The following is a 21,821-nucleotide window of genomic DNA, read 5'->3' as shown; positions in this document are numbered from 1 at the left end:
CCCCTTGGGGGGCAGCGAGCCGAAGGCGCAGCGTGGGGGCTTCTCATGACCGCACCCGTTCCCGTGCGCCACATCGCGTCGCGCGACAACCCGGATTATCGCGCCTGGCTGCGCCTGGCCCAGGGCCGGCCGGGCCGCCACGATGCCCGCGTCATCCTCGAAGGCGAGCACCTGTGCCGCGCCTGGCTGGAGCACAAGGGGCCGCCGCCGGTTCTGGTGGTCGGCGAATCCGCCCTGTCCCTGGACTGGGTCGGGCCGATCTGGCAGGCCTGCGCGCGGGGGCGCCGCATCGTGCTGCAGGACAACCTCGCCGCTGTCCTGTCCCAGGTCGAGCACGGTCCTCCCGTGTTCTTCATCGTCGAGGCGCCCGCACCGAAGCCGCCCGAACGCATCGCGGCTGGGTGCCTGTGGCTGGATCGGGTCCAGGATCCGGGCAACCTGGGAACATTGCTGCGCACGGCCGCGGCGGCGGGGCTGCGGCAGGCCTACCTGTCCGATGGCTGCGCCTCGGCCTGGTCGCCCAAGGTCCTGCGCAGCGGCCAGGGGGCGCATTTCGCCCTGGACATCCATGAACATGCGGATCTGGTGGCGCTGACGCGGCGGCTGGGCGTCCCGCTGGCTGCCACGACGCTCGAAAAGGCCGAACTGCTGTACCTCAAGGATCTGCGGCAGCCATGCGTCTGGTTGTTCGGCAACGAAGGGCAGGGCGTGGCGGACGAACTGCTGGCCCGGGCCGACTGGCGGGTCCACATCCCGCAGTCCGCGGCGGTCGAATCCCTGAACGTCGCCGCCGCCGCGGCCGTCTGCCTGTTCGAGCAGCGGCGGCAGCAACTGGTGGCCGCCGTCAAGGCCCGCACGGCGCAGCGGGGGTAAGGCTGATCGGAATCAGGATGCCTGGAATGAGTCCGGACACAGGGCGGTCCCGCGGATTCCCCGTGTCTGACGAATCCGGGCCGCCTGGCGACGAAGGGGACCGGCAGTATATGCCGAACCCATACATCCGAATTCGAGTGTCCTGACTAATCGAACAGAACACTGATATGGTCGCTTTCTGTCAATAGAAATAAAAATGATTTTATCTGTTGATGCTCAGTGGTACGGGGCGATGCGGCACCAGTCTGCTGCTGCGACGATGGATCAGACTGATATCCGTGGGTTGGTTACCACCGTGCATCGATCCGTCGTGGAAGCTGCCTCGCTCTAGTGACGCAGGTTGCCCCGTGGGGTTCTGTTGATTGTGTTCTCGAGGATTCTTCCTATCGTGATTCGTACCGCATCGCCTCGTACCACTGCTCTCCGGTTACTGCTGACGGATTGCGCCCTGGCGGGCGATCGCCCAAATAAAACCAGCCAATTCACGGGCCACGGCCACGCAAACCTTGTTCGGCTGCATGCCTCGGTGCGCGAGCTGGGAGAAGCGCGCACACAGGCGCAGCTGCGCCTTCCAGGCATGGTTGCGAATCTCGGGGGCAAGATCCCGACTGCGCATGCGCAAGACATTGCTCATGCGCGCCGGGAAACGGTAATTCCACGCCGCCTCGGTGAGCAGCCGCCGGGCGTGGGCGTTGCCCGTCTTGGTAATCGAGCCACGCCTGACCGTGCCGCCGCTGGAATGCTTCGAGGGCACCAGCCCCAGGTAGCCCATAAGTTGACGCGCCGTGGCAAAGCGGTTGATGTCACCGATCTCGCACACCAGCCCGATGGCGCTGACCGTATCGATGCCGCGTAGCGCCCGCAAGGCTGCCACGGTAGGCGCAAACTGCCAGTCGGCGGCACTTTGCTCCAGCGCGTTGGTCAGCCGCCGCACCCGCTCATCGGCCGCCTGCACAGCCAGCTGATACTCAGTCAGCGCAATCTGGTCGGCGGGTTCATCAAATCGTTGGTCCGCAATCCAGCGTTCGTGCATCTTTGTCCAGGCCGTCTTGCCCTCGTACAGACGCCCGGCACGCAGCAGGAACGCCTTCAGTTGCTGGCGCGCCTTCACACGGGCATCGACCGCATCTTCTCGAGCCCGCCACAGGTTGCGGATTGCTTCATGAGCCGCATCGGGTACCCAGATGGCTTTGAGTTCACCGGCGCGAGACAGTTCGGCCAAACGGGCACAATCGCGCCGGTCGGTCTTGACGCGTTCACCCGCCCGCCGGGGAATGAGCGATGGCGCGATGATCTCGCATCGGTAGCCACGCGCTGCGAGCGCCCGCTGCAGTCCGTAGCCCGTCGGGCCCGCTTCGTAGACCACGCTTACCTGCGCCGCGTTGCCATACCGATGCAGCACCTTGAGCACCTGCTGCAGATCAGGCCCGACGGAACCCACGAAGCGGCTCGCCTCACGCCCTGGCTCGCACACAGCAACCGCCGTACTGTCCTTATGCACGTCCAGGCCGACATAGAATCTGATATCGTTGTCCATGGCTCGTCTCCATACGGTTTGCGGCTGGTCCGCCACGCCGCATGTGGCTCGGCACCCTCGTGAGAGCGCGCAATCCACGATACAGGAGACGGGCCGCTTCCGCTTAACGAGCGACCATTATGTCTAGTATTGGCGGGACGGGCCCGTCGCACTATCGGCGAATTCGGATAGTTCCCGCTGAAACGGACTACGGATGTAGGAATATTTCTACACGCTCCGCCAGCGTGCCGCCGGGCATGGCCATGGCGTTTCGGAGAATCCGGAGCCTATTCCGGATTCTCCGGATGCAGGTCCATGATTTCCAGCTCATCGACAAGACGATGTTTGATGGCATAGCGAACCAGGTCTGTCTGATTGCGCATGTGCATCTTGATGAACAGTCGGGTCTTGTAAGTGCTGACGGTCTTGACGCTGATGAACAAGCGCCGGGCGATCTCGGAATTGGTCTGGCCTTCCGCGAGCAGCTGAAAAACGGTGAATTCGCGGTCCGACAGCAGGAGATGGGGGGTATCGTCATGGCTGCCATGCCGCTCGAACGCAATGCTTTCCGCCAGCGCCTGGCTGAGGAAACGCCCGCCCATCGCCACTTTGCGCACCGCCTGGACCAGTTCTTCCGCCGCGCCGTCTTTGGTCAGGTAGCCCGCCGCGCCGGCCTTGATTGCCCGGGCCGCGTATTGTTGTTCTCCGTGCATGGTCAGCACCAGGATGGGAACCTTGGGGTATTCCGCCCGGATCTGGCGTATCAGGTCGATGCCGTCGCGCCCGGGCATCGACATGTCGAGCACCAGCACATTCCAGTGCCGCCGAGCCAGGAGGGCCAGAGCCTCCTGGCCGTTTCCTGCCTCGCCTTCCACGACGATATCGCTGGTTTGATGGAGCAGGCGCTTCAAGCCTTCACGCAGCAGCGTGTGATCGTCCGCGAGCAGTAACGAAATCATGAGCTTCTTCCTACGAGGGAGCGTCTGGCTGTTCCACAGGCACGAGCACTTCCAGCCGGAGCCCCTCCCTGGGGCGGGTATGGATCGATACGGTGCCATTCAATAGACGCACGCGTTCCCGCATGCCCAGCAGGCCCAGGCGCTTCGGCAATGCTCTGGCAAGATGCTCGGGTGTCGTGCCTATCCCATTGTCCTGCACGATCAAGGCGCATTGCGTCCCGGCGCAATAAAGCTCCAGCAGGACGTCCGTCGCATGCGCGTGCTTCGCGATGTTCGTGAGTGCTTCCTGTGCCACGCGAAACAGCACCGTGCTCATCACGGTCGAGAATTCCTGCTGACCGATGTCGATGCGGGTTTTCACATCGACGCCGTAGCGGGAAACAAAGTCCGAAGTCAGCCATTCCACCGCGGCGGGCAGGCCAAGATCGTCCAGCATGATGGGCCGCAGATCGGACGCGATGCGGCGCAGGGAAGTGAATGCGCTCTTGATCAGATGCCGCATTGCGCCTATGTGGCTGGCCCCGGCCGCGGGAGATGGGGGCAAGGCCGCTTCGAGCTGGGATAATTCCATCGAAAGGGCCGTCAGACTCTGGCCGATATCGTCGTGCAACTCTCGTGCGATATGTCTTTTTTCTTGCTCGCGCTCGCGCAGCAATGCGTTGGATAGCCGTGTGAGTTCGTCGCGCGAGGCCCGCAATGCCTGCTCGGCCTGCAGCCGCTCCGTGATATCGCGGAGAAAGACCGTCAGGTAGACGCCCGTCGGCGTTTCGATTCGGGAGATCGACGCCTCCATGGGGAATTCCTCGCCATTGGCTTTCAGGCCCCACAGCGGCATGCCCAGCCCCATGCCGTGTTTGGAAATACCCGTATCTTGAAAACGTGCGATGTGTTCCGCATGAGCCTTGCGGAAGCGGGCGGGAACGAGGATGCCCAGGTTCCGGCCTATCACCTGTTCCGCGTCATAGAGAAACACCTTTTCCGCCGCGGGGTTGAATATGACGATGCGATGCTCCGCATCGACCGCGATGATCGATTCACCGGTGGATCGAACAATGTCGACAAGCGGGGGGAGCCTGAACGAATCAATCATTGCATCATTCCCGACGAGCCTCTGGATCCGGAAGGACCAGACAGGCGGACTCGTCATCTTGAGCCGCAGGAAGGGCAAGCTGAAATTTTACGCCAACAAGCCGGCTTCCGACAGGCGGCGGATGCAGAGCCCATGCGGGTTTCAAGGGATTTCAACAGGAAACGGAAGATGCCGCCGGCATCTCCCGCGGGCCGGCCGTTCAATCCGATCGGACTTCCTGTTCCACGAGCGTGCGCAGAATATCGCGGCGGCTGATGATGCCGACGATCTTTCCCGCCCGGGTGATGGGAACCCGTTTGATGCAGTATTTCAACATCACATCCGCAATCTCCGCGAGGCTCGTCTGTTCGTCCCTCGTGATGACCGGACTCGTCATGATGCTTGCCGCCGTCATCTCGCCGAGTTGCAGGCTGTGCAGGAATTCGAGATTCATCGGTCCGCCTTCGGCCAGGAGGTCGAACCAATGATTCAGTTTTTGCTGGTAGCCGCTACCCTTTCGCCTGATGAGATCGCCTTCGCTGACCACGCCGGCCAGCGAACCGTCGTTCGCAGTCACGATGACCGCGCTGATGTCTCTGCACAGCATGATGTGAATGATCTCCGATATGGGGGTTCCGGTGCCGACGCTCAGCGGAGAGGCGGTCATTACTGCGCGCGCAAGCATGGGATTTTCTCCGAAACGCCGAAACTCCCGATCATCGGAATTCCCGGAGCACAAAGACCCTGGGGTCATTCGATCAGGATATTCCTGTGTTCACGATCCGCCTTTTTCGGCAATACCAGTGTCAGCAGGCCATCTTGATATGTCGCCCTGGCTTTCGTTTCGTCGATCGACCCCGGCAGCGAAACCGTTCGCTCGATCTGGCCCCAGAACCGCTCCTGCCGAATGACGCGGCCGTCGTCCCTGGCCTCCTTGCCTTGTTCCTTGTTTGCCCGGATCGTGACTGTATCGTCTTCGACTTTCACGGAGATGGCTTCTTTCGAGATTCCGGGAACCTCGGCCTTCAGGACGAATTCATCATCGAATTCAATGATGTCGATACCCATTCCCGCGCCTTCATTTTCCACTCTCTGGTGAATGGGCCTGAGAAAGGCATGAAACATGTCGGGAAAAACGTCCGGCGAGGAAGAGAGAGAATAGGGCATCAAGTTACGCATGGAAATCTCCTTGCATTGCAAAGCAGCAATTGCTTGCCGTATCGCGTGGTGGGTCTCAGGACGAAGGGTTTATGGAATGAGGCCGAAGTAGCGCGCGGTGTCGCGCAGCAGCTTTCGCACGGCCCCGGTTTCATCGGGCGTTGGCCAGTCATTTTGTTCACTCCTTGATTTCGAGGGGGCGGGTGTCGGTTCTCGGGGCGACAGCCGGGGATCGGGGCCAGGAGGCCGGCCGGGATGCGGCTGGCGCTTGCTGAGCAGGATGCAGGGAATCGCGGCCATGATATGCATCAGTCAATGAACGCTTGCCCGCTGTGAACCGGATTTGCGGTTGGCGGACGAAGCGGAACCGGTTCCCGCAAAGGAATCGTGGGGAATGTGCATCGCCAGAGCCATGTAGGCCTGCCGGATCTGCTCCAGGCCATCCCGCGTCGCGGCCTGAGTGGTGGCCTGTCCATTCAGGACAGCCTGGATCAGTTCCAGCATGTACTGGTTCCAGCGGCCGATCTGTTCGGCGTATGCTTGCTGCTGCCAGGAAGCGCACTGCGCCAAGTCGCCGGCATTCTTCAGGTTGCCTGCGCATCGTGCGGCGGCATCCGCGAATTCGGCATCGGTACGGCGCTGCACGTCTCGCAAGCGCTCCATGTGGGTAAAGTAGGTCCTCCAGGCGTCGAGCATGATGGTTGCCCCGGCCTTGTAGAGCGACGTCGATGTGTCATTCTGTCCCATGGCGATCTCCTTGCCTGACCACGTATCACGCTATCAGTATGCATTTCATGCATGACGGTTTTTTGATTTTCATCAGTGACTGGGCTGTTGGGCCCGGCCGAAGAATCTTGACCAAGATTGACGCGTATCAATAAGGCATGCGGCATCGCGGCTAGGATGGGATCGAGCGGGGGGCGATCCCCGCGCCGAAATCCGGAATCCGGGTCGAGAGAACGAAGATGGGGCATTTGCCTGAGTCCGTGCTGGAGGTCCTGAAAGACAGGTTGATCCGCCTGCGCGACAATGCCTTGGACGAGGCACGGCTTGCCGAAATCCGCGGTCTGTCGCCACTCGCGACGAAGGGGGGAGAAGTTCCGGACCGGGCCGAGCGCGCGGAATCCTGGCGCGAAGAGGAAATCGACAAGGTCGAAACGACCATCGACCATCGGCTGGCGCATGCAGCGGATGCGGCGTTGCAGCGGATCGCGGACGGACGCTACGGTCTATGCGAGGATTGCGGCCATGCAATTTCGCGGGCGCGTTTGCTTGCCTTGCCCGCCGCGCTGCGTTGCACCGCGTGCCAGCAGGCTTACGAACAGCGCCATGCCGACGATGGCCAGATCCGGCGGGGACGGCCATGATGGCGGAGCCGCGCCGAATGCAGGCGATGGTCCTTCATCAATCCGGGCAGGCCCTGCGCCACGAAGAAAGGGACCTTCCGTCGCCCGGCCCCGGACAAGTGCGTGTGCGCGTCGAAGCATGCGCCGTGTGCCGCACGGATCTGCATGTCGTGGATGGGGATCTGCCGGATCAGCAACTGCCTATCGTGCCGGGGCACGAAATCGTCGGAATCGTCGAGGCGGCCGGAGAAGGTGTCGTCGGCATCGATCCGGGCGCGCGGGTCGGGGTCGCATGGCTGGCGAGCACTTGCGGCACCTGCATATATTGCCGAAAGGGCTGCGAGAATCTATGCGATTCGGCCGCCTTCACGGGCCATACGCGGGACGGTGGATTCGCGAGCCATGTGATCGCGGAGGATGCATATGTGTTTCCTCTTCCAAGGAATGCCGATCCCGTCAAGCTGGCCCCCTTGATGTGCGCCGGCATGATCGGCTGGCGTTGCCTGCGCGCGCTGGGAGCGGCGCAGGATGTCGGCCTGTATGGCTTCGGTGCGGCCGCGCACCTTGTCGCGCAGGTGCTCCGCTGGGAGGGGAGGGCGTTTCACGCTTTTACACGGCCCGGAGACGAGCAAAGCCAGGCGTTGGCGCGGTCATTGGGCGCGACCTGGGCCGGCGGCTCGGATGTCATGCCTCCGACGCGACTGGATGGCGCCATCATTTTCGCGCCCGTCGGATCGCTCGTGCCGGCGGCGCTGGGTGCCGTTCGCAAAGGCGGCCGGGTGGTGTGCGGCGGCATCCATATGACGGATATTCCATCGATGCCATATCGTCTGCTCTGGGGGGAAAGGGAACTTGTCTCCGTGGCGAATCTCACGCGGCGCGACGGCCAGGAATTCCTGCGGCTGGCCGGCAGGATCGGCATGGAGCCGAAAACAACCATCTATGCCTCCCGAGTTCGACAGTTAGAACCGCAACTCATTGATTTATAAAGAAGCGCCTTAAAAACGCTCCATTACAGATTAACGAAGGCCTCAGTTGCTGTGAGCTTTCCAACCTGCAGGCTCTTCAGGATGGCCGCCTGTTCGGCATCGATCGTCGAGATGCCCGTGATGGATTTGCCGCCCGGCAGCACGACCCGGTGGGTCTGGATGCGACGCAGAATCGACAAGGCGCGCTCGGGCGAGACCACGTCGGCCACGGGCTGTTCGCGCAGCCGCATGCGTATGACCCGTTGCAACACCAAGGCAATAAAGCAGATCATGGCGTGTGCCCGGATGCGATCGGGGCGTCGGTGGTAGACGGGTCCGATCTCAATTTCGGACTTGAGCACCTTGAAGCCCCGCTCGATGTCGGCCAGGGATTTGTAGCGGCTAATCACATCGGCTGGCGCCAGATCGCAGACGTTGGTGATCAGTAGCAGCTTGCCATCCATGGCGCGTGCCAGGGCCAGCGCCTTTTCATTGACCTGGTAGGTGAAGAGCTCACTTTTAAGGTCTACCCGGATGATGCGTGCGAGATGCGCTTCGCAGACCGCGTGATAGAACCGGGCGCGCGCGCCACCATCGGAGAGCTTGCGGCCTTTGCCGCGTACCCCAGCATCCTGGGCGTCCAGTTTGCCGACCCACTGGGCGGCCTGGGCTTCGAGCGCTGCAATTTTCTGATCGCGCTGGGCCGTTTGTTCGGCAGCCCGGTACCGATCATGGGCAACAACCAACCGCAGCCCTTGCCACGCCTGTTCGCCCACGATCTCGGGGCTGTCGCTCTCGATAGCCGCTTGGTTGATCGGTTCGAGCAGCTCGGCAAACTCGTTGTACCGTCGGCCGGGGACCGCCAGAATGAATTCCAACGGCTGGCCATTGGGCAGGCGCATGGCTTGCAAGTCTGCGAGGTTGTCAATCGACAGCAGCCCTCGATCGGCGACGGCGATTACCCGGCGCACCGGGAAGCGATCCATGACCTTTTGCAGCGAGGCCTTCAGCGTCCCCACTTCGGCCGTATTGCCTTCAAAGATCTCGTGATAGAGCGGGATGCCTTCAGCGGTTTGCACCAGCCCCAGCATGAACTGACGGGCAATGATGCCTTCCTTGGACTTGCCAAACTGGCGAATGTCATCCGTTTGCTCAGAGAGCCCTTCGGCACGAATCGTGGTCATGTCGTAGAAGACCACCGACAATTCTTCACTTACCAAGGGTTTGACGGCTGCGACCAGCGCCTGATCGATGACGGCCTGGTGCTCCACCATCGCGTCCATGGTGCGCAGCAATTGCTGGTGCTCAACCGATGCCAGATCGGTATCGGGAAAGCTGACGGTCTGTAGCCAGCGCAGGGTCCCAAGCTTTGAATCGGCATCGCTCAGGCGATTAAAGACCATGACGCGCAGTAGCGCCTCCAGGTCGATTTTGTGGCGGGTGCGCTGGCGCAGCACCTGACGCAGGCGATCCAGGCCCAGCTGCTTCCAGATCTGAGTCAGTGCCCAAAGGTCCCCGATGGCTCGTGAAGAATCGAAGCGGGCGGTGCCATCATCAAGCGCTGGTGAAGGCTCTATGCCCAGGATGCGCGCCAGGCCTTCGTGCAGGGACTTGATGGAATCACCCATCTGGTCCAAACGGCCAAGTGTCGCCACAGTGCGCTGCTTGGGGCACCCAGCGTCGTCGCGGTAGGCCTCCACGAGCTGCACATAGCGGCGGGGGCCTGACTTGGTGACTTTGATAAACATGCCATTACTATAATCACATATACACAGTATAGTCAATGCGCAATTATGATAACGTGCCATTACAAAATTATCGTTGTAATTCTGTGAAAGCCGCGTCGTTACTGCGTTTCGATCAAAAAGCAGGGGTCAAACTGTCGAACTCAGGATGCCTTGCGGGAAGCCAACCGCGCGCTGGATGATCTGCGGCAAGGGCGGATCGACGGCGCAGCCGTCCTCGTTCCCTGACTGCCTTTTCGCAAGCGCCGCCAATCGCCGTCCGGCTGGATAGACACCGGTTTCATGGCCGCTGGAATGACAATCGAGATAACAAAAAGAGCTCGCGCCGATTGTTGACTGAAGTCAATATTGTCGGTTTTCGACCTTTTTATCCTGAATGGGCGGTTTCCGTGGATTTGATTCTCGCAGATCGTTTCCATGCGAAATGACGCGCCGCGATTTTCATCCATTGAGAGGTCGATCATGTACAAAGAACGATGGCAGCCGATCCTAGCCCTGATACTGGGTGTATATATCATCGCTTCGCCCTGGCTCATTCCCTATTTTTTGACAGATGCGAAACTGGCGCTGGAGCCGGCGTGGGGCCACTATTTCGCAGGCATGGCCATCGTCATCGTGGCAGCCTTTGCCATGATGTCTTTTGGGCTATGGACGGTATGGCTGGAAGTCTTGCTGGGCATATGGACAATCATTGCGCCATGGCTGCTCGGATTTTCCTCACTATCTGTCTTCACCTGGAATTCGGTGATCGTGGGCATCGTGCTCATTGCGATTTCTGTCGATTCCCTGAGAACCGAACTGATGCAATCGGCATGACAGGTCCGTCGCGCCACGCCCATGTCGGCCGGCGCCCGGAAAACGCGGGACGGCGGCCGGCGCGCCTGCGTGGCGCGGCGCATGCGGTGCCAGGGAAACTCTGAACAAGTCTTCGCGCCGCATGCCTCTGCTTGCCGCTCGACTTGTTCAGGGGTTCCCTAGTGCGAAAACAGAATCGGGACGGTCATCGACTGAAGCAAGGTCTTCGACGTGCCGCCCAGTATCCATTCCCGCACGCGGCTGCGGTTGTAGAGGCCCATGACGATCATGTCGCAATCGTGATCGGTGGCCGCATTCAATATGGCATTGCCGACTCCGACGCCTTCGCTGATCGTATGCACGGCTTTGGGCACCGGGTAGCCGTGCGCGGCGCAGTAGGCCGGCAAGTCTTCCGGATGTATATCCAGCGAATACAGCATGTCGGGTTGCGGATCGACCGTCAGGACGGTGAGCTGGGATGCCGTGCGGAGCAAAGGAGCGGCATCCGCCAATGCCCGCGCGGCCCGGCGGCCATAATCCCAGCAAAAAAGCACATGCTGCCCGATGGACCGATGCGTCTCTCCGATGTATGGCACCACCAGGACGGGGCGGCCGGCCGCCGTGATCACGGAGTCGATCACACTGGGAGGTATGGCCCAGTTCGACTGGGCCGTATCCGTCTGGCTCATGATCAGCAGATCGCAAGAACGGGCATGCACCGCCAGGGCTTCTTCGACCGGAACTCTGGGCATCCGGCATTGGGCCCTGATTCCCGCCAGCACGGCCTGTTTCAAAAACTGTGTTTTTATCTCTATTTTTTCTTGCGTGAATTGTTCCTGCAATTTGTTCAGAATCTGCTGAGAGATCCCTGTTTCGTCATACATGTATCGAGGTATGGGCGGGTCGGTGCAAATACCGATCAACTCAGCCTTGTGCCGTGCCGCCAGTTGAATGGCCAGTTGCACGCGGCGCGCCTGGTTGGCGTCCTTGGTCAGGTCAAGTGCGATGCGTCCGAGCATGGCAGCCTCCTGTTGGCTAAGCAATCGGATATCGAGGCCCAATCTATGCCTGCGGCGATCTTTGAAGGTTGACTTGACGCAATATTTCGATGGAATGGCCGGAGCGGGCCCGACTGGGCTCCGCACCGTTGTTGACTTTTCTCAAAATGACTCCGGCCCCGCCCAGTACGCTGAAAACACAGTCCCGCATGCCTGACAGAGCCCGCATTCCGGGCAGACGCTCGACCCATCGGAGATAAACGAGTTTTCAGCGGAAATCCTGTATGAGCATACGCAACCTGGATCATATGTTCCACCCCCGTTCCGTCGCTGTGATAGGCGCCACGGACCGCCCCCAGAGCGTGGGGGCGACGGTCATGCTCAATTTGATGCGAGGAGGCTTCGGGGGACCGATCATGCCCGTCAACCCCAAACATGATCGCGTCGCGGGCCTTCCGGCCTTTCACGACTTATCGGCATTGCCGGCGATCCCCGATCTGGCCGTCGTCTGCACGCCGCCTTCGGCCGTCCCGGGCCTGATCGGACAACTCGGCCGTCTGGGCACCAAAGCGGCAATCGTCTTGACAGCGGGTCTCGAAGCCCCGGCCATCGGGCGGAGCCTCGGCCTGCGGCAGGCCATGCTGGAGGAGGCAAAACCTCATTTGCTCAGGATTCTGGGTCCCGACTGCATAGGATTGATCATTCCCGGCCTCGGCCTGAACGCCAGCTTTGCGGAAGCCGCGGCGCTGCCCGGAAAGATCGCCTTCGTATCACAGTCGGACGCTCTGTCGGCAGCCATTCTGGATTGGGCCGCGGGGAATGGCATAGGCTTCTCGAAATTCATTTCGATCGGCGACAGCGCCGACATCGATGTCGGAGACATGCTGGATTATTTGGCCAGCGATCAGGAAACGCGCGGCATCCTGCTCTATATCGAATCGATCAAATTTGCCCGCAAGTTCATGTCGGCCGCCCGTGCGGCTGCCCGCAACAAACCCGTCATCGTCGTCAAAGCAGGGCGGTCGACCGCCGGAGCCGTGGCCGCGGCATCGCATACGGGGACAATGGCCGGTTCAGACGCCGTGTTCGACGCGGCGATCCGGCGGGCGGGCATGCTGCGGGTCGATACAACCCAGGATCTGTTCAGCGCCATTGAAACCTTGTCGCGCGCCAAGCCCTTGCGTGGCGAGAAGCTGGTCATCCTGAGCAATGGCGGGGGGCCCGGGATCATGGCCGCGGATGCCGTGAGCCGTGCCGGAGAAAGCCTGGCCACCCTGTCCGACGAAACCAGAACCAGACTCGATGCCATACTGCCCCCCTCCTGGTCCAAGGCCAATCCCGTCGACATCATGGGAGACGCATCCGCCGAGCGCTACAGCAAGACGCTGTCGGTCGTACTCGACGGTGGCACAGCCGATCCGGTGCTTTTCATACATGCCCCTGCCTCAATCGTAAAAAGCGAGGCAATTGCGCGTCAGTGCGCTCCAGTGGCGATGGCTTCGCCTCGCAACTTGTTTGGCTGCTGGCTGGGCGATCAAGGGGTGTCGGCCGCCAAGCACGTTTTCAATCGGGCGGGAATACCCACCTACCAGACGCCCGAGGAGGCCGTTCAGGCTTTTTTGCATTTGCTCGCCTATCGAAGAAATCAAGCATTGCTGCTGCAGACTCCTCCTTCATTGCCCCAGGACTTTTCCGTCGATGCCGAGCAGGTCAAAAGCATCGTGAAGGGCTCTCTCGACCGCCGATGCGGCCTTCTCGATGAATTTCAAGCCAAATCAGTCTTGTCGGCCTATGGCATCCCTGTGGTGGCAACCCACGTCGCATCGACCGTGGACGAGGCGGCGGCGTTCGCGCAAAAAATCGGATTTCCCATAGTGCTGAAAATCCTCTCCCCGGACATCGTGCACAAATCCGACGTGGGCGGCGTGGTGCTCGATCTGGAATCCGAGGAACATGTCAGGATAGCGGCGCGAAATATGGCCGCCCGGATCGGCAAGGCCCATCCGGACGCCCGGCTCCTTGGCTTTACCGTCCAGAGCATGGTCCGTCGGCCCGGCGCCCACGAACTGATTCTGGGCATGGCCGAGGACGCCGCCTTCGGCCCGGTCCTGCTGTTCGGCCATGGCGGCGTCGCCACGCAAGTCATCGATGACCGTGCCGTGAGCCAGCCCCCCCTGAACATGGCGCTTGCTGAAAACCTGGTGGCCGGCACGCGCGTATTCAGACTGCTGCGGGGCTATCGGGATCGCCCCGCGGCCGATCTGCCCGGCCTGTATCTGACACTGGTCAAGCTGTCCCAATTGATCATTGATTTCCCTGAAATCGTCGAGCTGGACATCAATCCCTTGTTGCTGGACGGGCATGGCGCAATGGCTCTCGATGCGCGGATGAGGATCGCGCCTGCCGGATTGCCGGGATCCAGCCGCCTGGCCATTCGGCCTTATCCCAAGGAGCTTGAAGAGGTTCTTGATCCGGGGAGGGTCGGCGGAGGGGCCATCCTGTTGCGTCCCGTTCTTCCATCCGATGCCCAGGCTTATCAGTCTTTCCTGCATACCCTCGGCCCTGACGACATCCGGAGCCGCTTCTTTTGTTCCGTGCACCAGTTGCCCCTGTCCGAACTGGCAAGAGTCACGCAGATCGACTATGACCGTGAGATGACGCTGATCATCGTCCGCCGGAACGAAGCCGGAAATGAGGAAATTCTGGGCGAAATACGACTGATCGCCGATCCGGATAATCAGCGCGCGGAGATGGGAATTTCCGTCAGCACCGCCTTGCAGTCCGGAGGCCTGGGTTCGAAATTGCTGTCCAAAGCCATACGCTATTGCCGGGAGCGCGGAACAGCCGGCATGGCGGGCACCGTTCTGGCGCAGAACGTTCGAATGCTCGGCCTGGCCAGAAAGTTCGGCTTTTCGCTATCGGCGCCCCATGATGGGGTTATCGATATCCATCTTGCCCTCACATCCTCGCCATTGGCGGGCATGCATGTTTAGTGAAAACGCTCAATCAGATATGTCCGGATCCGGGTGTTCGGCCGCTTGCTGGTGGACATCGGCAGTCACGGCACCCGATCCGCGCGCGGCCTCGGCCGGTTTGACCAGCGCGGAGGCTCGGCAACGTCTGCGGACATATGGACCCAACAGATTCGAGACGTCCGGCCATAAGCGCCCCTTTCTCGAAATTCTCGATCGCTTGCGCAATCCACTGGTCTTGCTGCTGCTGATCGCCGGTGCCGTGTCCGCGGCGGTGGGGGAGATCATGAGCGCGGGCATCATCGCCCTCATGGTCGTGCTCAGTGTGATATTCGACTACCTGCAGGAGCACAGGGCCGAACGGGCGGCTGAAAAATTGAGGAAATCGGTTGCTTTGAAAGCAACCGTGCGGCGTGATGGCGTTTATCGGGAGATAGCCGTCGAGGATCTGGTGCCTGGCGACAGAGTCAGCCTGTCGGCGGGCAGTCTGGTGCCCGCCGATGGCCTGGTGCTCGAGGCCACTGATCTGTTCGTCCAGCAAGCGGCATTGACGGGCGAATCATTCCCGGTCGAAAAGCATGCGGATATCGTACCCACCGATGACGCTCTGGATTGTGCCGTGAATGCCATGTTCATGGGATCGAGCGTCGTCTCGGGGACGGCGTCCATGCTCATCGTCAAGACGGGAAAGCACACCCAGCTCGGCATGGTGGGCGGGGCCATTTCCCGGGATCGTCCTCCCGCATTCCTCGATGACGGGATCCGCCGGTTTGGCTATCTGATTCTGCGTGCGACTTTCCTGCTGGTGTCGTTCGTTCTCCTGGCCAATGGATTGATGAACCGTCCGTGGCTGGAATCGTTTCTTTTTTCTTTGGCGCTGGCCGTGGGGTTGACCCCGGAATTGCTCCCGATGATAGTGACCGTCACATTGTCGCGTGGCGCGCTGCGGCTTTCCAGGCAAGGTGTCATCGTCAAGCGTTTGTCCTCCGTGCAGGACCTTGGCGGGATGGACATATTATGCACAGACAAGACCGGCACGCTCACCGAGGCAAAGATCGATCTGTCCAGCCATGTGGACATTGCCGGCCGGAACAACGATCATGTGCTGGAACTGGCTTACCTCAACAGCAGCTTCGAAACCGGCGTTCATACTCCCCTGGAGGACGCCATTCTCGCCGACGGGCACGTGGACGTCCATGACTGGGTCAAGATCGATGAAGTTCCGTTTGATTTTGAGCGGCGACGCCTGTCTGTATTGCTGCGCCGCCGGGATGAAAGCTTCCTGATAGTCAAAGGCGCCCCCGAAGATGTCTTGAAGCATTGCGATCGTCATGAAGACCGGAACGCGCAAGCAGTGCCATGGACGCAGCAGTCCCGCGCGCTGGCCCGGGGAACATTGGACAATCTCTGTGCGAACGGCTATCGGGTCCTGGGGGTCGCCTGGAAACAAACGCCGATCGACGTCACTCATGCGACGCTCGAAGATGAAAATGGCCTGATCTTCGCGGGCTATGCCGCTTTCCTGGATCCTCCCAAAAAGGATGCGGGCGAGGTAATTTCCTGCCTGGCAGGAAAAGGCATTGCGGTGAAGATTCTGACGGGCGACAGCGAACTTGTCGCGCAGCATCTGTGCAATGCCCTGGATATTCCCGTGATGGGCGTGCTGATGGGGCACCAGATAGCCACGCTGGATGATCATGCCTTGTCCTTGCAGGCCGAATCCGCCAATCTGTTCTGCCGTGTCAACCCCATCCAGAAGAACCGCCTGGTCCTGGCTTTGCGCAGCCGGGGACACATAGTCGGGTTCATGGGGGATGGGATCAATGACGCCCCCGCGCTGCATAGCGCGGATGTGGGCATTTCAGTGGATATGGCGGTCGACGTCGCCAAGGACTCAGCGGATCTGATCATGCTGAAGCACGACCTGAACATGCTGGAAGATGGTGTGTGCGAAGGACGCCGGACTTTCGCGAACATCCGCAAATACATCATGATGGGGATGAGTTCGAATTTTGGCAATATGCTCAGCATGGCCGGGGCCACCCTGTTTTTGCCATTTTTGCCCATGCTCCCGACCCAGGTGCTCCTGAACAACATTCTGTACGATCTATCCGAGACGGCATTGCCGCTGGATGAAGTGGACGAGGCGGATATCGCCCTGCCTCAGCATTGGGACATCGAGTTGCTGCGCAATTTCATGCTGACTCTCGGGCCAGTCAGTTCATTATTCGACTTCCTCACATTTTATCTGATGCTGACGGTTCTGAAGGCGGATGAAACGCTCTTTCAGACGAGCTGGTTCATCGAATCCCTGGCCACCCAGATTCTTGTCATTTTCATCATCCCCACGCGTGGAAATCCATTTTCCAGCCGCCCGCATCCGGCGCTGTGGATGGCGGCGGCCGGCGTTCTGTTCTTTGCCATGGCCATTCTGCTTTCACCCCTGGCCGGAATCTTTGGCTTCGTCGCCCTGCCTTGGCCTTATTTCCTGGTCTTGAGCCTCCTGGTGATGATGTATCTGGCATTGGCGCAATGGGTGAAAGCACGTTTTTATCGCTCGAGTTTCATCCGGACAGGACGTAAAAAATGAAAGCCATCGCAACTCATCAATATGATGCGCATCCGCCGCGATGGGTGCTGGATCTGCGTGAAGCAGACGTGCTGTCGGCGTGGCAGACCGTGGTGGCGCGGCTCGAGACCAATTGTCAACCAGGCGGGCTGACATCATTGCTGCTGAAGGACAGCGATACCGAGCCAGGGCCCGCCGGGACGGAGGCCTTGCGATGCCAGGCGGAGATGCGCCTGCCCATGCTGGTCTCAAGCACGCGTGAGATCAATATTTTCGGGGCAATGGTTGCCGCTTTGCCGCTTGTCTCGGCAGGTCAGGACCTGTCTTCATCCTGGCTGGGTTTCCTGGCGGGATACGCATGCGGACTGGAGACCAGCCCCGCGCTCGATGCCCGGCGCATACGGTTTCTTCGTGAATTTGATAATGCCATCATGGCCACGAGGACGCACAGCGACAGGGCACGCCAGGCCAGGGTAGGAGAGCGCGCGGTCCATGAAGGAATCGGCTCTTCATGGACACGCGTCGTGCTGGAGGCCATCAGTTATGGCGGCGCAACAGTGGCGGCGTTGCTCGCGAAGCGGACCATGAGCGCGGACCACGTTTCAGGCGCGGATACTATGCTCGGGGCCTTGCTGGGCAGCGCGCTCTGGAGAGGCTGCCCCTGCGAATCCGACCTCATAGGTCGATTGTGCGGGTCCAGGGATCGTTTCCCTCGGTCTCATGGGACGATGCACTGACCCGATTGGTCATGAGCGGGTCAGGCTGTCGGCGGCCTGCAGATGAACCAGCCGGATTCATCCGGGCCAGGCTTGACCAGATTTCAGTGATTTCCCCTAGATTCCCATTGGATAAGAATAAAGAACAGAAAATTATCAAAAAATATTTATGATGAGCCCCATTGAACCGCCGTTCCCACCGCGAGGGCCCATCCGCATGCAAGAAGATCACGCCGTCGCCAGAGGCAGCGCCGAGCGGGTCCTGCACGTCCTGGCGACGCTGGCTCGGCTCGGGCGCGGCGCTACGATCGCCGAATTGATGAGTCTGACGGGCCTGGCGCAAAGCACCCTTTACCGCCAGTTGTCCCTGCTTCGACGCTGGGGCTTCGTGATCGGGCGGGACAATGAATTCTCGCCCGGACCGATGTGCGTACCCCTGGCCTGGGGATTCGACCAGTCGTCGTTCCTCACGCTCGAATCGCACGACAAAATGGAAGCCCTGTCGAGCCTCAGCGGAGAATCGGTCGGGCTGCTCGTGGCCGTCAAGCACCAGATCGTCTGCCTCGACATGGTGGAAAGCCGGCATCCGCTGCGCTGCTCCTTCGTCAAGGGGCGGATGCTGCCGCTGTGCAAAGGCGCATCGGCCAAGGCGCTGCTGGCGTTCATGCATGTCGAGCAGCGGCGTTCCGTGCTGGATCAATTACGGCGGGACCAGTTGCTGGACGATGCGGCCCGGGCCGATCTGGAATGCCAACTGGAGTGGATCCGCATCCAGGGGTACGCCGTGTCCGACGGTGAGGTCGATGCCGGCGTCTGGGGGGCGAGCGCGCCTCTGTTCCAGCATGACAGCCACGCCGCCGTGGCCGTCATCACCATGATGGCGCCCTCGCTCAGGGCGCAGGGGCAGGAAGAACGATTCATCGAGATGACCGTGCGCGGGGCGACGCATATTTCATCGCGGCTGCAGAGCCTTTGACCCGAAACACGCCCATACCCAGGAGACTCCCGTGAAATTTCCCCAAACCCTTCGAATCACTCTGCTGGCCCTGGCACTGGGCAGCGCACCGGTCGCCGGCCAGGCGGCTTCCGACACCATCCGCGTGGTCACCGACCCCACGTTCCCGCCCATGGAAATGACCGTGGACGGCAAACGGACGGGCTTCGACATCGAACTGACCGAGGCCCTGGTCCAGGCGATGGGCAAGAAGATCGCCTGGACCGACATCGACTTCAAGGGTCTCATTCCCGCGGTGCTGTCCGGCCGGGCGGACGCCGCCATGTCGGCGATCTACATCACGGACGCGCGCAAGCAGGCCGTGGATTTCACCGATTCGTACTATGCTGGCGGGCTCGTGGTGCTGACCAAGAGCGATGGTCCGATCAAGACGCTGAAAGATCTGGATGGCAAGCGCGTCACGGTTCAGGTTGGCACCAAGTCCGTGAACTACATGCAACAGCATTACCCCAAGGTGCAGCGGGTCGAGGTGGAGAAAAACCAGGAAATGTTCAACCTGGTGGACATCGGCCGAGCGGATGCCGCCGTGACTGGCAAGCCTGCCGCGAAGCTGTTCGCGCAGCAGAATCCCGGCTTCACGGTGCTGGACGAGCAGATCACGACGGAGGAATACGGCATCGCCGTGAGCAAGAACGAGCCTGAGCTGACCCAGGAGCTGAATCAGGCGCTCAAGACCATCCAGGCCAACGGCGTGTACCAGCGCCTGGTCGACAAGTGGTTCGAGGGCAAGAAATGAATCTCGACTTCACGCCCGCGATCGTCGGCTGGGAAGACCTGCTGCGCGGCACCTGGGTGACGGTGGAGGTCACCGTGTGCGCGCTCCTGCTGTCCTGCTGCCTGGGCCTGCTGATCGGCATCGGCCGTTTGAACCCGCAGCGCAGGGTTGCCTACAAGGTATGCAGCGCCTATCTGTCCTGCTTTCGCGGCACGCCCCTGCTGGTGCAGCTCTTCATCTGGTTCTTCGGGCTGCCCCGGTTCGGCATCCTGCTGCCAGCCTTCGTCTGCGGGGTGCTGGGCATGGGCATGTATTCGGCCTCCTACGTCTCGGAGGTCGTGCGCGGCGCGATCCAGTCCGTGGACAGGGGGCAGATGGAGGCGGCCCGGTCCCTGGGGATGTCCTCGACCCAGGCCATGCTCAAGATCATCCTGCCGCAGGCGATCGTGCGCATGATCCCGCCGCTGGGCAATGAATTCATTGCCCTGATCAAGAATTCGGCGCTGGTTTCCCTGGTCACGATCCACGACGTCATGCACGAAGGCCAGAAGATCATCAGCGTGTCCTATCGCTCGCTGGAGGTCTATCTCGTGATCGCGTTGATCTACTGGATCCTCACCAGCGCCACATCGAAAATTCTGCGCCGCGTCGAGCTGCGCCTGCAGGCTGGAGGCATGGTGCAATGAGTACGTCCGACGTCATGATCAGGATCAGCGATCTCCACAAATCGTATGGTGACAATGCGGTCCTGAAAGGAGTCGACCTGGAGGTCGATCGATCCCAGGTCGTGGTCGTCATCGGCCCCAGCGGTTCGGGCAAGAGTACCTTGCTGCGCTGCTGCAACGGTCTGGAGATCGCCCAGCGGGGCACCATCGACATCTGCGGCGAGCGCCTGCTCGACGCGGGCGCGCTGATGCCCGAAAAGGCGCTGAACCACTTGCGCACCCGAGTGGGCATGGTGTTTCAGTCCTTCAATCTGTTCCCGCACCTGACCGTGCTGGAAAACGTCACCATCGGTCCGCGCACCCTGCGCGGCGCCTCGGTCGCCCAGGCCGATGAGAAAGGGCTGGCGCTGCTGACCAAGGTCGGGCTCGAATCCAAGGCGCGGGCCATGCCCAACAGCCTGTCGGGCGGACAGAAGCAGCGGGTGGCGATCGCCCGGGCGCTGGCCATGGAGCCGGAAGTGATGCTGTTCGACGAGCCCACGTCGGCGCTGGATCCGGAACTGGTCGGCGAGGTCCTGCAGGTGATGAAGCTGCTGGCGAAGGAGGGCATGACGATGATGGTCGTCACCCACGAAATGGGCTTCGCCCGGGAAATGGCGGACACCGTGGTCGTCATGGACTATGGCCGGATCATCGAGGCCGACCGGCCGGAAGTCATCTTTCAACAGCCCAGGCACGAGCGCACCCGCTCGTTCCTCCAGGCGGTACTCAGCAAGGGTCCCATGGAGGCGAGCGCATCATGAGCGACACACTCTGGAAGGGACGCGACGACGCGTCCGAAAGAGGGGACACCCGCAGGCTGCACCAGATCGTGCGTGCCGAGACGGCCGGCTACGGGGTGGGGGACGCCGTTCTGCTGGGCTTTGCCAGCGACGCGGGCGTGCGGCGCAATCATGGCCGTCCGGGCGCCGCGAAGGGGCCCGGGGCGATCCGCCGCATGCTGGCGAATCTGCCCGCGCACGACCTGGAGCGCTTCTGGGACGCGGGCGACGTGGCCTGCGAAGGCGACGCGCTGGAGGAGGCTCAGCGGGCCCTGGCGCGCAAGGTCGCCGCCGCGCTGGACGCCGGCGCGCGGCCCGTGACGCTCGGCGGCGGGCACGAGGTCGCCTGGGCCAGCTTCCAGGGCCTGGCCGCCCATCTGGAAGAAGAGGGTGGGGCGCCGCCGCGCATCCTGATCGTCAATCTGGATGCGCATTTCGACCTGCGCACCAGCCGGCCCGGCTCATCGGGGACCCCTTTCGACCAGATCCTGGAATATGGCCGCGATCATGGCCTGCCGATCCGCTATGCGTGTCTTGGCGTGTCGCCCGTGGGCAATACGAGGGGGCTGTACGATCATGCCCGGGCGCTGGGCGTCTTTCACGTCGAGGACATGGACATGCAGGAACGCCACCTGCCTGAGCGCCTGCGGCAGATCGACGACCTGCTGGCCGAGGCCGACCTGGCGTACCTGACGATCGACCTGGACGTGCTGCCCGCCGGCGTGGCGCCGGGCGTATCGGCGCCCGCCGCCCTGGGCGTGCCCCTGGGCGTCGTGGAGGCCTGCGTGCTGGCGGTCAAGCGCAGCGGCAAATTGCGCCTGGCCGACATCGCGGAGATGAACCCGGACCACGACATCGATCAGCACACGGCCCGCACCGCCGCCCGGCTGGCCTGGCATCTGCTCAGGCCGTAACAGATTA

Annotated in this window: 21 protein-coding genes; 12 read left to right on the top strand and 9 right to left on the bottom strand. The window is 61.4% G+C overall.

The genetic code is table 11. The features are described from left to right. The first annotated feature begins 63 nt into the window (after window positions 1-63). Window positions 64-873, top strand: coding sequence for a TrmH family RNA methyltransferase (locus ACTPOE_RS03250; RefSeq protein ID WP_458872740.1), 810 nt, complete (start codon window positions 64-66; stop codon window positions 871-873). Between the two features lie 427 nt (window positions 874-1,300). On the opposite strand, the gene ACTPOE_RS03245 is transcribed toward ACTPOE_RS03250, so the two are convergent. From ACTPOE_RS03245 to ACTPOE_RS03220, 6 genes are all read right to left on the bottom strand, one after another. After that, window positions 1,301-2,410, bottom strand: a complete 1,110-nt coding sequence (locus ACTPOE_RS03245) for an IS110 family RNA-guided transposase (RefSeq protein ID WP_458870771.1) — start codon at window positions 2,408-2,410, stop codon at window positions 1,301-1,303. A gap of 266 nt (window positions 2,411-2,676) precedes the next feature. Further along, window positions 2,677-3,348, bottom strand: a complete 672-nt coding sequence (locus tag ACTPOE_RS03240; RefSeq protein ID WP_458870770.1) for a response regulator — start codon at window positions 3,346-3,348, stop codon at window positions 2,677-2,679. Window positions 3,349-3,358: 10 nt separating this feature from the next. Next, window positions 3,359-4,438, bottom strand: coding sequence for a PAS domain-containing sensor histidine kinase (locus tag ACTPOE_RS03235; protein ID WP_458870769.1), 1,080 nt, complete (start codon window positions 4,436-4,438; stop codon window positions 3,359-3,361). 199 nt (window positions 4,439-4,637) lie between these two features. Continuing rightward, window positions 4,638-5,102, bottom strand: coding sequence for a CBS domain-containing protein (locus ACTPOE_RS03230; protein ID WP_458870768.1), 465 nt, complete (start codon window positions 5,100-5,102; stop codon window positions 4,638-4,640). 65 nt (window positions 5,103-5,167) lie between these two features. After that, on the bottom strand, window positions 5,168-5,596 hold the full coding sequence (locus ACTPOE_RS03225; protein ID WP_458870767.1) for an Hsp20/alpha crystallin family protein: 429 nt from the start codon (window positions 5,594-5,596) through the stop codon (window positions 5,168-5,170). 291 nt (window positions 5,597-5,887) lie between these two features. Next, on the bottom strand, window positions 5,888-6,322 hold the full coding sequence (locus ACTPOE_RS03220; protein ID WP_458870766.1) for a hypothetical protein: 435 nt from the start codon (window positions 6,320-6,322) through the stop codon (window positions 5,888-5,890). A 218-nt stretch (window positions 6,323-6,540) separates the two neighbouring features. Between ACTPOE_RS03220 and ACTPOE_RS03215 the strand changes: the two genes are divergently transcribed. Further along, window positions 6,541-6,942, top strand: a complete 402-nt coding sequence (locus ACTPOE_RS03215; RefSeq protein ID WP_458870765.1) for a TraR/DksA family transcriptional regulator — start codon at window positions 6,541-6,543, stop codon at window positions 6,940-6,942. 17 nt (window positions 6,943-6,959) lie between these two features. Continuing rightward, on the top strand, window positions 6,960-7,910 hold the full coding sequence (locus ACTPOE_RS03210) for a zinc-dependent alcohol dehydrogenase family protein (protein ID WP_458870763.1): 951 nt from the start codon (window positions 6,960-6,962) through the stop codon (window positions 7,908-7,910). A gap of 23 nt (window positions 7,911-7,933) precedes the next feature. Here ACTPOE_RS03210 and ACTPOE_RS03205 read toward each other — a convergent pair whose 3' ends face one another. Both ACTPOE_RS03205 and ACTPOE_RS03200 read right to left on the bottom strand, forming a co-directional pair. Then, window positions 7,934-9,637: an IS1634 family transposase gene (locus tag ACTPOE_RS03205; protein ID WP_458870344.1), complete on the bottom strand. Its 1,704-nt coding sequence runs from the start codon at window positions 9,635-9,637 to the stop codon at window positions 7,934-7,936. A 140-nt stretch (window positions 9,638-9,777) separates the two neighbouring features. Then, window positions 9,778-10,098, bottom strand: a complete 321-nt coding sequence (locus tag ACTPOE_RS03200; RefSeq protein ID WP_458870762.1) for a hypothetical protein — start codon at window positions 10,096-10,098, stop codon at window positions 9,778-9,780. On the opposite strand from ACTPOE_RS03200, the gene ACTPOE_RS03195 reads away from it, so the two are divergent. Next, window positions 10,097-10,450: an SPW repeat protein gene (locus ACTPOE_RS03195; protein ID WP_458870761.1), complete on the top strand. Its 354-nt coding sequence runs from the start codon at window positions 10,097-10,099 to the stop codon at window positions 10,448-10,450. The two genes, ACTPOE_RS03200 and ACTPOE_RS03195, sit on opposite strands and share 2 nt — an antisense overlap. A 158-nt stretch (window positions 10,451-10,608) precedes the next feature. Here ACTPOE_RS03195 and ACTPOE_RS03190 read toward each other — a convergent pair whose 3' ends face one another. Next, window positions 10,609-11,448, bottom strand: coding sequence for a universal stress protein (locus tag ACTPOE_RS03190; RefSeq protein ID WP_458870760.1), 840 nt, complete (start codon window positions 11,446-11,448; stop codon window positions 10,609-10,611). Window positions 11,449-11,711: 263 nt separating this feature from the next. Between ACTPOE_RS03190 and ACTPOE_RS03185 the strand changes: the two genes are divergently transcribed. From ACTPOE_RS03185 to hutG, 8 genes are all read left to right on the top strand, one after another. Beyond that, window positions 11,712-14,420, top strand: a complete 2,709-nt coding sequence (locus ACTPOE_RS03185) for a bifunctional acetate--CoA ligase family protein/GNAT family N-acetyltransferase (RefSeq protein ID WP_458870759.1) — start codon at window positions 11,712-11,714, stop codon at window positions 14,418-14,420. Further along, a complete protein-coding gene (gene mgtA / locus ACTPOE_RS03180; protein WP_458870758.1) occupies window positions 14,413-16,989 on the top strand; it encodes a magnesium-translocating P-type ATPase in 2,577 nt (858 codons plus the stop codon). Before ACTPOE_RS03185 ends, mgtA begins: the two co-directional genes overlap by 8 nt. Further along, window positions 16,986-17,705 carry a hypothetical protein gene (locus ACTPOE_RS03175; protein WP_458870756.1) on the top strand — a complete coding sequence of 240 codons (720 nt, stop codon included), beginning with the start codon at window positions 16,986-16,988 and terminating at the stop codon, window positions 17,703-17,705. The genes mgtA and ACTPOE_RS03175 overlap by 4 nt, the downstream gene beginning before the upstream one ends. A 196-nt stretch (window positions 17,706-17,901) precedes the next feature. Beyond that, window positions 17,902-18,660 carry an IclR family transcriptional regulator gene (locus ACTPOE_RS03170; RefSeq protein ID WP_458870755.1) on the top strand — a complete coding sequence of 253 codons (759 nt, stop codon included), beginning with the start codon at window positions 17,902-17,904 and terminating at the stop codon, window positions 18,658-18,660. Window positions 18,661-18,691: 31 nt separating this feature from the next. Continuing rightward, window positions 18,692-19,435: a transporter substrate-binding domain-containing protein gene (locus tag ACTPOE_RS03165; RefSeq protein WP_458870754.1), complete on the top strand. Its 744-nt coding sequence runs from the start codon at window positions 18,692-18,694 to the stop codon at window positions 19,433-19,435. Then, window positions 19,432-20,100 (top strand): amino acid ABC transporter permease, encoded by a 669-nt coding sequence (locus ACTPOE_RS03160; RefSeq protein WP_458870753.1) that lies wholly within the window; start codon window positions 19,432-19,434, stop codon window positions 20,098-20,100. The genes ACTPOE_RS03165 and ACTPOE_RS03160 overlap by 4 nt, the downstream gene beginning before the upstream one ends. Continuing rightward, window positions 20,097-20,882, top strand: coding sequence for an amino acid ABC transporter ATP-binding protein (locus ACTPOE_RS03155; protein ID WP_458870752.1), 786 nt, complete (start codon window positions 20,097-20,099; stop codon window positions 20,880-20,882). Before ACTPOE_RS03160 ends, ACTPOE_RS03155 begins: the two co-directional genes overlap by 4 nt. Continuing rightward, window positions 20,879-21,814 (top strand): formimidoylglutamase, encoded by a 936-nt coding sequence (gene hutG / locus ACTPOE_RS03150; RefSeq protein WP_458870750.1) that lies wholly within the window; start codon window positions 20,879-20,881, stop codon window positions 21,812-21,814. The genes ACTPOE_RS03155 and hutG overlap by 4 nt, the downstream gene beginning before the upstream one ends. Window positions 21,815-21,821 lie beyond the last annotated feature (7 nt).

It is taken from the genome of Castellaniella sp. WN (assembly GCF_054457555.1).
Note: the sequence above shows the minus strand (reverse complement) of the source record. Positions and strands in the feature narration are given on the sequence as shown.